Raw genomic sequence first — 13,142 nt, forward strand, 5'->3', positions numbered from 1 at the left:
AGGTTAATTTTTCATGGAGTTAATTGTATTTATGGCTAATTCAAGTAACGCTTCACCGTCTAATCTTCCATAGATTTCCTGTGGTACAACAATGACGGGGATATGATAGCGTTCGGCGTGTTTCTGAAATTCTTTTTGTTGTGAAGCATAATGTGGCCCAAGGAATAGAATATCGATAACGGAAAAGTATTCTGCAACCTCACTTTCACTTCTGGCCTCAACTGTGACAGGAATTGCTTTATCCTTTGCCGCATTTCTGGTTCTGGTTGCCAGCATTCCACTGGAAATACCGGCACCGCAGCATAACATAATAAATATTTTCTTCATGTAGCCCTCTTGTTATTTTGTTGATGTGTTTTATTAAGGTGTTAAATTAATTTGTTCTGTTTAATGATGGGTTTTTATTCTTGGATGCAGCCTATACTTTCTATCATTTCCATTTAATATGCAAATACCTATTTGCACTCATAGAGTGAAAGTTTTTATTTTTAAATAAAAATATTAACAGTACCATAAATTGGTTTTTTTTAAATTTCATAGGTGTTCTTATGCTAAGGACTAAACAGAAAGAGTTATTAGATTATCTATTAACTAAAAACACTCCCGTATCAGCATTGAAATTATCTCAAACATTACAGGTCTCAATAAGATCTATAAAAAATTATGTCGCAGAGATTAATGGAGAGAATGAACAAAAAATTATTACTTCCAGTCGGCAGGGATACTGCTTATCACACAATTTATTATCACAAAATAAAATAAGGCAATTACATTATAATAAAAACAATTTCCCTAAAACGTATCAAGATAGAGCGCACTTTGTTATAAAAGCGATCTTATTATTTAAGAGAAGCAATAATATTTATGATCTCAGTAATGATTTGTGCATAAGTGATTCTACATTAAGAACTTTGATATATAAAATGAACTCATCATTCCAGCGCTTCAACGTGAAATTTTTATGCAAGAACAACCATGTTGAAATATTGGGTTATGAACATGATTTGAGAAAATTAGTATCTTACTCAATCTTTGAACAAACAAATTATCGTTTCATCGATTTAAACGTTTTAGAAAAGACATTTGAAAGTAAACAAGTTAAATATGTTGTTGAAATAATTAAAAATATTTTTGATAAGGCGGAGCTGTATCTTAGTGATTTTTCATATACTAATCTTGTCTTGCACTTTCTGATACTTATTGAGCGATTGAAAAAGGGCAGACATCTGGAGAACCAGACATTACATATAGAAAATAGTGGCCTAAAACTGATCTCAGATGAATTATGCGACAAACTTCAACTTTGTTTTGGGATCTTTGTTCCCGAAAATGAAAGAAGATCTTGCTACTTTTTTTTGAAAACCAACACGAACTTTGATAAAACGGACAATGAAGTCATCAATTTAGTTGGCGCTGAACTTTATCAATTCACTCAGCAGATTGCTGAATCCGTACAAGAGCATTATCTGATTAACTTAATTTCTGATGATTTTATTTCTTTGTTGGCTTTACATTTGTCGGGATTGCAAACGAGGCTGAAACACAATATCTATACTAAAAACCCAATGTTGGAGATAATCAAAAAAGAATGTAGGGTTATTTTTGATATCGCTATATTTATTTCTCTTAAATTAAATAAATTTTTCAGTAGTAAATTAAGTGAAGATGAAATTTCTTTCATTGCATTACATGTTGGAGCGGAATTCGAACGGCAGAAAAGAAATGTCACTAAAGTTCAAACTGTGCTTTTGTGTCCGGATTATCGGGGAATTGAAAATAAAATCTTTCATCAGTTATTGCGTGATTTTGGTGATGAAATCAATATTATTAAGGTAATTTCCCGGCCGTCTGAATTGGAAGGCATAGAGTTTGAATTATTGATTACCACAATAAATTTTTCTGCGGCACGCGGCTATGAAACAATTTATATTTCTCCCTTCCACTTGAGAGATAAACGCTCAGAGTTGATTGGTAAAATTGACATCGCCAATGCAAATCGGAAATGGGCAACATTAAAACGAAATGTAGATTTATTCTTTGATCCTGAGCTTTTTTTGTTTAATCCCGCTTTTCGCAATCGGGATGAACTACTCGAAGTGGTTTGTCACAAAATGTTCACAAGGGGGTATGTTGAAGCTGATTTCATCAATTATGTCTATGAACGTGAGAATACATCATCGACGGCATTTGGCATTTTAGCGTTACCTCACTCGATAAAGATGGATGCAGTGAAGACTTGTATTGCCGTAATAATAAGCCCTAAAGGCATCCGATGGGGAAAAGATGAACGCGTCCATGTGGTTTTTTTGATCGCAATAAATCGGGTAGATAGAACATATTTTGCAGAAAGTTATGATGCATTGTTAGATATTTTCAATCGCGATGATGTCAGCGGCATGCTTGATAAAATCACCGATTTTGAAAAGTTTCGTGATCTTTTAATTAAATATAGGTACCAGTAGCAATGGATTCACATAATTAACTATGTGATTGGGAGGATTGGGTATAGCCAGTAAAATTGCAATTTGAAATATGATGATGATGTAACAGGAAATGAAATACTTTACACCCTCATTAGGATTTAAATATTTTGGGATAATGCCATTTGTAATGGCATTATTTTTTTTGTTTATTATTATGGTGTTAAGTGCGAAATTATGTATTAAAAAAAGTAAGGATTAGATTGTTTTTGTTATGTTTTTATATCTATCTCATTGTTATTTGGTCTTAACTTTAGCTATTCTTCTGATATTTTGTTTTCTGATGGGGATATCTTCTGACGTAGTTTTCTATAAATAGTAAAAATATATAATATGATATATTGTCAATAAATATTGATGATGGTTTATAAAGTTTATTATTTTAGTTAGTGAAGTGATAAATAAATGAAATTTCGATTTTATTAAAATCCTTGCTTAATTGAAATAAACGAAACAAATTAGATAAATTAAAATAAATATTAAGATGTAAATATTTATTTTTTACATTAGGTTTAATGCAATCATACATATTTAAATTGTATCTAAATAAAAAGGTTTTCAGATGAAAAAATACAAAGTCTAATTAATATAAATTAAGCCGATAACACCAATGGAGAACGATATGAGATTAAGTCAATCTGTAGCAGAAAATAAAATACCCGTATCAGAAGTTCCTACAGTTACCTTAAAAATATTGACCAGTCAGGTAGAAGGAGCAGCTCGTCCAGGAGGTATCTTTACTAAACAAGATCTCATTAGTATCAAATTATATGTTAAGCATGGTTTGGAACTTCCTACTAGTTTGCAGGGAGTAAAGGAATATATCGGTTATAACGATATTGATATCGATGGCTTAAAACCCGCCAATATTACCACCTTATTTAAAGACATTCACGATCATGCGACTAGCTGGAGTGATGTGGAAAGTAAAGTTCAACAGCAAAGTATTGATCTGGAAAATTCGGGCAGACAAATTACCGAAACGGGCGGGGAAATAATCAGCGTTATTGACCAAATGCCGATTATTGAACGCGTTAGGACAAAGCTAGGCGATTTAACTGATAAGCAATTAGCTGAAATAAGTTATACCAATGATGATAAAGAAATCGCTGTCGAATTGGGTAATATTCTTGAAAGTATGAAAAAAGATATTACAAAACAGCAAGAAAATACCCTGCGAGTTAAAAATGCGGTAACCGATTTTAAAATTACACTGATTGGCGGGACATTATCAGATGGAAATCCTGCACAGGGGCTACAGCCACAGGTCAATAGTAAGAAAAAACTGATGGATGACAATCATCTTTCTTCTACCATCAAAGAGTTGCAAGATAAAATTGATAGGAAGAACGAAGAGATTGAACAACTCAAAAAAGACTATGATAAATACGTAGGTCTGGCATTTTCTGGAGTGGCTGGAGGAATTATTGGTTGGGCGATTACCGGCGGTATTTTTGGTGACAAAGCAGAAAAAGCTCGTAAACGGAAAAATGAATTGATTGGTGAAGTCAAAGGCTTACAAGATCAAGTGAAAGATAAAGGTGCATTACAAAAGGCGATTCAAAATTTATCCCTGAATTTTTATGGCATTCATACTTGTATGCTGGATGCAGAAGTTGCCCTAAACCACTTGGATTTCATGTGGAGCACAATGCTAACGCAAATTACTACATCTAAAGAAAAGTTTGCGGAAATTAATAATGCATTGAAACTGACCTCTTTTATGGCAACGTTTAAGCAAGTTATTAGTCCTTGGAAAGAAGTACAAGGTTCTGCTTCACAATTAGTAAAAACTTTTGATGAAGCATTGGCAGAATATAAAAAACTCTATAGCTAATCTCTGCTTAAAATAATTTATAAGATAAAAGGAATATTAAAATGTCTGAGAATATTATCTCACAACAAGAAATCTTGTATCCAGAAATCAATATCAAAGCCCTGAATCAGGCAGTAAATACTATTTGGCTTTTGGCACAACGACAAACTTCAGGTATTGAAGTTATTGGTGGAAAAGCCAAACAGGTTGGTATGTATAGCCGCGACCTCAATGAAATGATACGCGATTCTTTATCACAATTAACGCCAATACTGAGCCAACTCACTGCGGGAAGTACTTTCGAAACTATCCGCCAAATCGATGAAGCTTTGGCAGACTCCGATCTGGGCGACGATGATCGCAAGGCTTTACTGGAAGAACGCGAGCAATTGATCCTGAAATTATCGAAAGATATTGATCATGTGATTGTTAATTTCAGCAGTAGAGCCACTCAACTGACTGGAAAAACCGGAGATATTAGTAACATTGTGATTGCGGAACGCTTGGAAGATATTTTAGCGCAAACGGAAGCACAAACAGTAGAATTACAAAGTGATATCGAAAAGAAAGCCGAGAAAAGAAATAAATTAGATTCTGAACGCGAGAAGATCATCGAAAGCCAGGATGTCATTCGTGCAAATAATATTGCAGACATGTTTAAGGATTTTATCCCAAGCGCCAGTGACATTGATAGTTTGGATCTGACACAACCTAAAAAAGAAGCCATTAAACAGGCAATTAAACAAGGTGCTGAGATCGCCAGAAAAATATTAGGTAAAGTTTCTGAAGGATTGAAATATATCGATTTGGCAGATGCCAGAATGAAACTCAGTGATCAAATTGATCAACTGATGCAAGAAACTGACGCTCTGAAAACTACATTACAGGAAACCGAACAGCGCCTTTCTGGTTTAAAAGATGTGATGCAAATAGATACAGAACGCACCACTATGCTTTCTGAGGCGGTTAAGATTGAGCAAGCGTGGAGTTCATTTGCCAATCAATTACACAAATTATCAGGTAAAGAAATTAATCAGGCCAATCTAACCAATCTGATAAAAGGCCAATTAGATTTCTTGGATAATTTAGCCTTGCAATATAATAAGCTGAAATAAAGATATTAGTAATAGAAAAGGCTGGGAATATTCTTCTCAGCCTTATTACTCAAAATCTTATTATGATGAAATACTCAGCTTTTTTAATCAGCCTGCTTATCCAAATGATCAAGCATCCGCTCCAATGGATATACCGCTCGTATTACCACTTCATCACGCATTTGCGCGCCCCGTAACAATAGTTTCTGTGCATCTTGCCGTTGTTGCGGAGCAAGGGAGCTTCCGGCTTTTAGGTGATCCAGCATGACTAAACCGAGTTCAGCAATCTCACCAACGTCATCGGCAACGGGCGCAAGGTCACGCATCATATAATTCGCTTTGACGATTTTCATCAGGGAATCATTATTATCCCGCCAGCGTATCAGCCGATCACGTAATGCCTGTTCTGCTTGCCAATCCTGCTTATTTCTCAATAACCGATTAACTAAAGTATCCATTTCCCTGACAATATGACTTTCTGGCCCTATCGCGTCAGCAAAGCGGTAAAGCGGTTCATATTGATGGTAATTACCGGCTTGATATTTAGCATGATGACGAGAGTAATATTGGGCGGGCTCCACTGCCTCAGCCAAGATCTGTAATGGCTCAATATTAGTACTGTTTGCCAGCCGGGTCATCAAGCGCTGACTACTGGCCTGCTGTTGTAAACCGACAGATACCGTTGTCCATGTATCCATTGCTTGCAGACGCTGGTACATGTGCTTCTCGTTTGTCACATCTTTGGCAGACCAAAGCCGCTCGGAGATAGCAAAAGTGCGTGGCCAGAGTTTAATATCCAACATTTCTGCAGTGACATTCTCTGACCATAACGCAGCTTCGGCCCCAAGAATATTTTGTTGATGATCACTTGCTGGCACGGCAGGCTGTTTGCCTGCGGGAACCCCTGCCAATTTTTCTCCTGTTATCGGATAACGTACATTACCCAATAAAATATAACCGCCAGCAGTTTTCTGTTTTTGATCGAGTGTCACAACAGGCGTGGTTTCTCCCATCCAGCTATCCACCGTAAACCTGACTGTATCTCCTTGCCAGACAATCTGATCAACGGCACGACGTGATTTTCCTGCGAAATCAATAAAACCACGCCATTTACCCTTGCTGTCTTGAATCAGGGTAAAACTGCCCATCACGGGGCTGCCCTTTAAACGTGGCATCTTAAATGACCAGCTTTGTACTGCCTCATCTGTTTTCACATTGTCATCAATATTGAGTGGTTGTGGTAATACTTCATTACGATAGTGATAGGCGGCACTTTGAGGCTGATCGAGGTAAAATCCCGTGGATAAAATTCCTTGATAGCCATCGTTAGCAGTTTTGCCCAATGAATCTTGTCCTTGCCATGATTGAATGACGATTGAATGAGGCAATGAAGGATGGTAGATCTCATCCCAACCCACCATTTTGCGTCCATGTTTCCCAAGGAGCTTTTCCAGTTCCTGATTGAACCATGCATGCAGGGCATGTGTATCTTTCAAACTTTTTTCCTGCATAAATGCCTGTATTTTCTTGGAAGCCAGCCATTGGGAAGCATCGACTTCATCACCGCCAATGTGAATATAGGGATCAGGGAAAATTTCAGCGACTTCACCAATCAGAGTATCGGCAAATTGATGCACTTTAGGATTGCTCGGATCAAGTGTTGGTTTATGAACTCCCCATTCTCGTTGCATAGCATAAGTCCCACGTGCACTGATCAGTTCAGGGTAAGCAACGGCAATCGCGGAAGCATGGCCCGGTAAATCAATTTCAGGTACAACACGAATACCCAAACTACTTGCATAAGCAACCACATCTTTTAGTTGCTCTTTGCTGTAAAACTGCCCGTCGCTGGCGAGTTGTTGCAGTTTCGGGTAATGCTCAGAAGCAAAGCGCCAACCTTGGTCATCGGTTAAATGCCAGTGAAAGACATTCATCTTGGCAGCAGCCATACCATCCAGTTGGCGTTTTATCGCTTCAACAGGCAGGAAATGGCGGGCTGAGTCAAGCATTACACCACGCCATGAAAACCGTGGATTATCGTTGATATTGACCAGTGGAAAATAAGTACCTTTGGCATCATTTTGGAGTAACTGTAGTAAGGTTTCCATGCCACGCATGGCACCAAAGCGAGTCGCTGCTTTTAATGTGACCCCCTTTGGATTAATGACCAACTGATAACTTTCATCGCTATTGGGCTGGGGAACTGAAGCTGTTTTTCTGGCGATATTAATCCTGATTGTCGGGGCAGAAGAAACAGTCGCTTCGGGTGATGTTAATATCCAGCCAGTTTGTGCTTCAACGCGTTTTCGCCAGCGGGATATTGCATCTTGCATATTATCCCCCGTGATGATGATATTTAATTGCCGATCGATATTATAAAGGCGTCCTGGCTGCACTGAAACCTGTTGTGGCCATGGCATAAGGGGCAGTTGATCAACGGAATCTGCAATGGATGAAAAACTGCAACTTAAGGCAGTAGCTAATAATAAAGGACGAAAGGGAAATTTCATGGTCTTGCTTCTCTTGTCTTATTTTTTATAACGTGAGTTTTCTGATTAGAGAGGGCGCTGATGGGAGAATTGTTTCAGCGCCGATTATATTTTTGTGAAAATGAAATAACGGGTAATTAACTTAATCAATAATGGTTATTTCTCTACAACTCCATTCTTGAGCAAAGTAATTGTTGCGTTAATGCGAGGCGTAATGTCCGTTTCTGGCATCGGTGGAAGAAGCCCCAGTGCCATTTGCCTGAGTGGTTCTGCAATGACCATTGAGATTATAAGTTCACTGGTGACATGAAAATCCATTTTTTTCAGTAATCCTTGCTGATATTGGCGCTCCAGCCAATCGGCCAAAATATTTTTGCTTTGTTCAATACTACTTTGTTGATATTTATCCAATAACATTTCACGATAAGGAAAATCAGATTGCAATAATTTAAATAATCCTACTGCTTCCATAGATAACGATTTCTTTGCCAGTTCAGTTAAATATTTTTTCAATAATTTTATGAACTTCTGAGCATTATTGGTTTTTTCGTCAAAGGCAGGAATAGAACTGTCTTTCCAACCCACAACAATTTGTTCGAGTAAATCTTCCCGATTTTTGACAAAACGGTAGAGAGTTTTTTTGGCAATACCCGCTTTTTTGGCAACCACATCCATGGTTGTTTTGCTATAACCTTGATGAATAAGAAGAAGAAGGGTGACGTCGTAGATTTTTTGGCGTATTTCTTGCTCTGGAATTGTGGGGCGGCCTCGTGGGCGTGAATGATTTTCTGCCATTTTAGCACCTTATAAGTTGTGAATATTTGTACCGCACTGGCGTGATCCCATTAATAAACAGAACAGACTGATTTAAGTTTAAATGGAAGAGATAAATCACATTTCACCAAATACAGAACTCGCAGGTACTTGTCAACAATATTGAATAATGACTATCACGTAATCTATTATAAATATTCGCGAAAAGTACAAATTCAAATAACCAAACCACTTATTCTTATGGAAGAACTCATTTTTATCACTTCACTCATTATTTATAACTTACTGTTTTAAATAAGTTATTGTCATAATTAATGCTATTGAGTTATTGGTTTTATACCTATGATGTGACTATCTTCACAGGATGGCATTTTTTGCCAATTTTTGTTAGCAAAAGGTTTCGTTAAATCTTAGTATCGTCATTGCTTGTTACAAATTTAACATTAAAGTAACTAAAGCGTGTAAAAAACATTCCGCTCACCTGATTATTGATTCCAGAAAAAAATGTTTATTAGAGTATGGTTTTTTGCGGTGGCGAAATAATAACAAGCCTAATGAGGACATGATAATGATAAAACGCAACACAATAGCAATGGCAATTCCGGTGCTTCTTATAGCAGGGGCAGCAAATGCTGCTGAAATTTATAATAAGAATGGTAATAAAATAGATTTATATGGAAAGGCCGAGGTCCAGAGAACATTCTCTAAATCAAATAAAGAGGCTGGTGACGGTTCTGTTGGTCGTATAGGTATTAGAGGTTCAACCCAAGTTACGGATAAATTGATTGGATTTGGGCGTTGGGAATTCAATATGGGTGCCAATGGAACAGAAGTGGAAAGTGGCAAAAATACCAGAACACGTTACGCTTTTGCTGGTTTTAAATTTGGTGAATATGGTTCGCTGGATTACGGTCGTAATATGGGCATCGTCTATGATGCTAACGCATGGACGGATGAACTGCCAGTATTTGGTGGTGACTCCATGGTAGCGACCGATAATTTCTTGATGGGGCGTTCGACAGGGTTGTTAACATATCGTAATACTGACTTTTTTGGTTTGGTGAATGGTTTGAATTTTGCTTTGCAGTATCAAGCTAAAAATGACAGTGGCACCAGAAATAGCCGTAGTGATATTGCAAGACAGAATGGGGATGGCTTTGGGCTTTCTAGTTCCTATGATTTTGGTAGTGGTTTCAGTGTTGGGGCTGCATACGGCAATTCTAACCGCACTTCGGCACAAAAGCTGGGTACTAATGAAGCTAAGGTTCTGGCTAAAGGGAATAAAGCTGAAGCATGGATCGTCTCTGCCAAGTATGACAAAAATAATGTGTATCTGGCGGCCATGTATGGTGAAGCTCGTAACTTGACTAGATTTGGTAGCTCTGTGGACAACCACACTATGTTTGCCAATAAAACTCAAAATATTGAGCTGACGGCTCAGTATCAGTTTGATTCGGGTTTGCGCCCATCTGTTGGTTTTGTTTATTCCAAAGGTAAAGATTTGGGCAATGACTTGGCTGATAAGAGCATATTGACAGACAAGGGATCTGAAGATTTGGTGAAATATGTTGCAGTTGGCGCTTCCTACAACTTCAATAAGAATATGCGTACTTACGCCGAATACCAGTTTAACTTGCTGAAAGATAATGATTTCTCTAAAAAGACTCAGATTAACACTGATGATGTGTTTGGTATCGGATTGGTTTATCAGTTCTAATTGAAGTTAGCGCCAAGGAATTAATTATTTGGCACTAAAACCTGGAAAAAATCACACGGTGCTGTTTCGAACTGCCTCAATGGATATGATTGTTGCAGGCAGTTCATTAAGTCAGCTTAATCTCTGAAAGACTATTTTTCTGCCTCGCCACCCAGTGCATCAATAGTGCTTTTGAACAGTGCACTTAACTCGCCGGTCATTAAGGTAAAATCTGCGTCAAATCGTTGGGCAACATCTTCGCGATCGATATCATCGTTTTGCTCACGTAAGGTTTCGCTGAATTTGATACGTTTGAAAGCGCCATCATCTGACAGCATAAACTGAATGCGTTCTTCCCAATCCAAGGCCAACTTAGTGACATATTTACCGGATTCAATATGTGCCGCAATTTCGTCTGATACCAAATTCTGTTTTTTACAGCGGATAACCCCGCCTTCTTCCAGAATGGCTTTCAGCTCTGCTTCATCCATCAGGGCATAGCCTGTAGGAAGATTACCTGAACGTACCCATTCAGTTAACGTCAGTTCAATGGGGTCGGTAAAGGTAAGAGGAACAACGGGCAAAGATCCCAATGTTTTTCTCAGCAGTGCCAGATTGTCTTCAGCACGTTTTGCGCTGGCAGCATCAACGATGATCAAATGGTTGACGGTATCGATCCAAATATAGGTTTGGCTGAAACGGCTGAATGCTCTCGGCAGCAGAGTGTGGATCACTTCATCTTTCAGTGAGTCTTTTTCGGTTTTTTTCAGCTTGCGGTGTTGTTCACCTTCCAGGCGCGTTATTTTGGCCTGTAATTCCTGTTTAATTACAGGAGAAGGCAGCATCTTTTCTTCCTTACGTGCGCAGATAAGAATTTGATTGCCGGAAGCATGGGTCAATGCTTCACCATGGGAACCCATTGGTGAAACCCAGCCAGTTTTCATCATATCTTGGCTACCACATGGGGTGAATGCCAATGGGCTTAATTGTTTTTCCAGTTCATCCGCCGAAAGGGAGATCTCTCGGTTTAAACGGTAAATCATTAAATTTTTGAACCATAACATGCAGTTACCCCATATTGTTGCGCATCGTGACAAAAGTCATCTTAAAATATAAGGGTGCATAATAACGAATCATGTGACGAAGCCCTAGAACTTCATCAGTTTCATATAATAACTTCCTCAGTTTTATATAATAAAAAACGTCGTCCTGCTAAATAGGAAAGGTAAATTATGCGTATAGGCATTGATCTCGGTGGAACCAAGATTGAAGTGATTGCATTAGGCGATCAGGGGGAAGAATTATTTCGCAAACGGGTGGATACTCCCCGCAATGACTACCAGAAGACACTGAAAGCTATTGTTGGGTTGATTATCGATGCGGAGCAGGTAACCGGACAGCAAGGAACGGTGGGGATTGGAATTCCTGGCGCAATTTCGCCTTTTACCGGAAAAGTAAAAAATGCCAACTCAGTTTGGATGAATGGACAAATATTGGATAAGGATATAGCCGCTTTATTGGGGCGTGAAGTGCGTATCGCCAACGATGCAAATTGTCTGGCGGTATCGGAAGCTATTGATGGTGCAGGTGAAGGAATGCCCATGGTTTTTGCCGTTATTATTGGAACGGGCTGTGGTTCTGGGATTGCATTTGAGGGGCGTGTCCATGCTGGTGGTAATGGGCTGGCAGGGGAATGGGGACATAACCCATTACCGTGGATGGATGAAACAGATCGGGTATATCAGGATGAAGTTCGTTGCTTTTGCGGCAAGCCGGGATGCACTGAAACCTTTGTGTCGGGTACAGGATTTATGACGGATTACTTCCGTTTGAGTGGGGTTCAGAAAAAAGGTCATGAAATCATAGAGGCTTTGGCACAAAGAGATAAATTTGCAGAATTGGCGATGAATCGCTATGAAAGGCGTTTGGCACGGGCACTGGCACAAGTGATTAATCTACTGGATCCGGATGTGATTGTACTCGGTGGTGGAATGAGCAATGTCGAGCGTCTTTACCAAACGTTGCCGGATTTAGTCAAAGAGTGGGTTTTTGGTGGAGAGTGTGCCACACCAATCAGAAAAGCTGTGCATGGTGATTCCAGTGGTGTGCGTGGTGCGGCTTGGTTGTGGTCTCAGCAATAATACTGTATTCCTGCCAACGATAACGGGCATACCTTAGATATACTTCAATCTAACCTATCCAAGAAATTTCAAGTTGCGTGTTATGGTGAAGAAAGCCACTAAAAACCGCAGCTTGAAAGATGAGTGATTATGATAATTAAATTCTATTTTGGATTATCCTATTTACCTTATCTGTAAAAATCATGATTTATTAAAGATTGACTTAAGTTAAATCTTTAACTTAATCAGTTAATTTCATTCCTATGTTACGCGTAATAATGAGGATAATAAATCAATATATTTATTATAGATAGTTATGAGGTTTTTTTTCACATTAATAAAAATATATTTATTTGTTAATAATTAAATGTCATATATGGCTTTTGATTCATTAACTCTTAGGTGATAAAAAATACGAGATATTAAATAAAAAACACAGATAAAAATAATTTAATCAATAAGGTTTTATCAATATCATAATAAATAAAGATTATTTCTAATGCGTGGAGATTCAAGATTAGAATGATAACTGATGATGTTTTGTGATTTAAGTCACATATCATTGTAATAATTTATCTATATATTTGTGTTAATGTGGATTTCTTCACGAAAAATACTGTTTTTTTAGGTTACTATTAACGTATGCAATAAACTAGAGCTGGGACTGTCAGGA

The 13,142-nt window shown here is 38.0% G+C and carries 9 protein-coding genes; 5 read left to right on the forward strand and 4 right to left on the reverse strand.

What is annotated here, in order from left to right; translation table 11 throughout:
* Positions 1 to 3: 3 nt before the first annotated feature.
* Positions 4 to 327, reverse strand: a complete 324-nt coding sequence (locus Xvie_RS00680) for a PTS sugar transporter subunit IIB (protein ID WP_086107485.1) — start codon at positions 325 to 327, stop codon at positions 4 to 6.
* Between the two features lie 221 nt (positions 328 to 548).
* Between Xvie_RS00680 and Xvie_RS00685 the strand changes: the two genes are divergently transcribed.
* The 3 genes from Xvie_RS00685 to Xvie_RS00695 all read left to right on the forward strand — a co-directional run bounded on the left by Xvie_RS00685 (position 549) and on the right by Xvie_RS00695 (position 5,411).
* Positions 549 to 2,462 (forward strand): BglG family transcription antiterminator, encoded by a 1,914-nt coding sequence (locus Xvie_RS00685; RefSeq protein ID WP_086107486.1) that lies wholly within the window; start codon positions 549 to 551, stop codon positions 2,460 to 2,462.
* A 640-nt stretch (positions 2,463 to 3,102) separates the two neighbouring features.
* Positions 3,103 to 4,317 (forward strand): alpha-xenorhabdolysin family binary toxin subunit A, encoded by a 1,215-nt coding sequence (locus Xvie_RS00690; protein WP_086107487.1) that lies wholly within the window; start codon positions 3,103 to 3,105, stop codon positions 4,315 to 4,317.
* 41 nt (positions 4,318 to 4,358) lie between these two features.
* Positions 4,359 to 5,411: an alpha-xenorhabdolysin family binary toxin subunit B gene (locus Xvie_RS00695; RefSeq protein ID WP_086107488.1), complete on the forward strand. Its 1,053-nt coding sequence runs from the start codon at positions 4,359 to 4,361 to the stop codon at positions 5,409 to 5,411.
* Positions 5,412 to 5,494: 83 nt separating this feature from the next.
* Here the strand turns inward: Xvie_RS00695 and Xvie_RS00700 are convergent, their stop codons facing one another.
* Positions 5,495 to 7,900: a beta-N-acetylhexosaminidase gene (locus Xvie_RS00700; RefSeq protein WP_086107489.1), complete on the reverse strand. Its 2,406-nt coding sequence runs from the start codon at positions 7,898 to 7,900 to the stop codon at positions 5,495 to 5,497.
* Between the two features lie 135 nt (positions 7,901 to 8,035).
* Positions 8,036 to 8,674 carry a TetR/AcrR family transcriptional regulator gene (locus Xvie_RS00705; RefSeq protein ID WP_086107490.1) on the reverse strand — a complete coding sequence of 213 codons (639 nt, stop codon included), beginning with the start codon at positions 8,672 to 8,674 and terminating at the stop codon, positions 8,036 to 8,038.
* A gap of 547 nt (positions 8,675 to 9,221) precedes the next feature.
* Between Xvie_RS00705 and Xvie_RS00710 the strand changes: the two genes are divergently transcribed.
* The gene (locus tag Xvie_RS00710) at positions 9,222 to 10,370 is read left to right on the forward strand and encodes a porin (protein WP_086107491.1); all 1,149 of its coding nucleotides are present in this window, start codon (positions 9,222 to 9,224) and stop codon (positions 10,368 to 10,370) included.
* A gap of 131 nt (positions 10,371 to 10,501) precedes the next feature.
* On the opposite strand, the gene rdgC is transcribed toward Xvie_RS00710, so the two are convergent.
* Positions 10,502 to 11,413, reverse strand: a complete 912-nt coding sequence (gene rdgC, locus Xvie_RS00715; RefSeq protein ID WP_086107492.1) for a recombination-associated protein RdgC — start codon at positions 11,411 to 11,413, stop codon at positions 10,502 to 10,504.
* A 168-nt stretch (positions 11,414 to 11,581) separates the two neighbouring features.
* Here rdgC and mak point away from each other — a divergent pair, with 168 nt between their 5' ends.
* Positions 11,582 to 12,490 carry a fructokinase gene (mak, locus tag Xvie_RS00720; protein ID WP_086107493.1) on the forward strand — a complete coding sequence of 303 codons (909 nt, stop codon included), beginning with the start codon at positions 11,582 to 11,584 and terminating at the stop codon, positions 12,488 to 12,490.
* Positions 12,491 to 13,142: the final 652 nt, after the last annotated feature.

Origin of the sequence: Xenorhabdus vietnamensis (assembly GCF_002127535.1) — a bacterium.
GTDB classification, from domain to species: Bacteria; Pseudomonadota; Gammaproteobacteria; order Enterobacterales; family Enterobacteriaceae; genus Xenorhabdus; species Xenorhabdus vietnamensis.

Coding starts and splice junctions, on each gene's coding strand:
- rdgC (WP_086107492.1), bottom strand. CDS start 11,413: ATGTTATGGTTCAAAAATTTAATGATTTACCGTTTAAACCGAGAGATC.
- mak (WP_086107493.1), top strand. CDS start 11,582: ATGCGTATAGGCATTGATCTCGGTGGAACCAAGATTGAAGTGATTGCA.
- Xvie_RS00710 (WP_086107491.1), top strand. CDS start 9,222: ATGATAAAACGCAACACAATAGCAATGGCAATTCCGGTGCTTCTTATA.
- Xvie_RS00680 (WP_086107485.1), bottom strand. CDS start 327: ATGAAGAAAATATTTATTATGTTATGCTGCGGTGCCGGTATTTCCAGT.
- Xvie_RS00690 (WP_086107487.1), top strand. CDS start 3,103: ATGAGATTAAGTCAATCTGTAGCAGAAAATAAAATACCCGTATCAGAA.
- Xvie_RS00700 (WP_086107489.1), bottom strand. CDS start 7,900: ATGAAATTTCCCTTTCGTCCTTTATTATTAGCTACTGCCTTAAGTTGC.
- Xvie_RS00695 (WP_086107488.1), top strand. CDS start 4,359: ATGTCTGAGAATATTATCTCACAACAAGAAATCTTGTATCCAGAAATC.
- Xvie_RS00685 (WP_086107486.1), top strand. CDS start 549: ATGCTAAGGACTAAACAGAAAGAGTTATTAGATTATCTATTAACTAAA.
- Xvie_RS00705 (WP_086107490.1), bottom strand. CDS start 8,674: ATGGCAGAAAATCATTCACGCCCACGAGGCCGCCCCACAATTCCAGAG.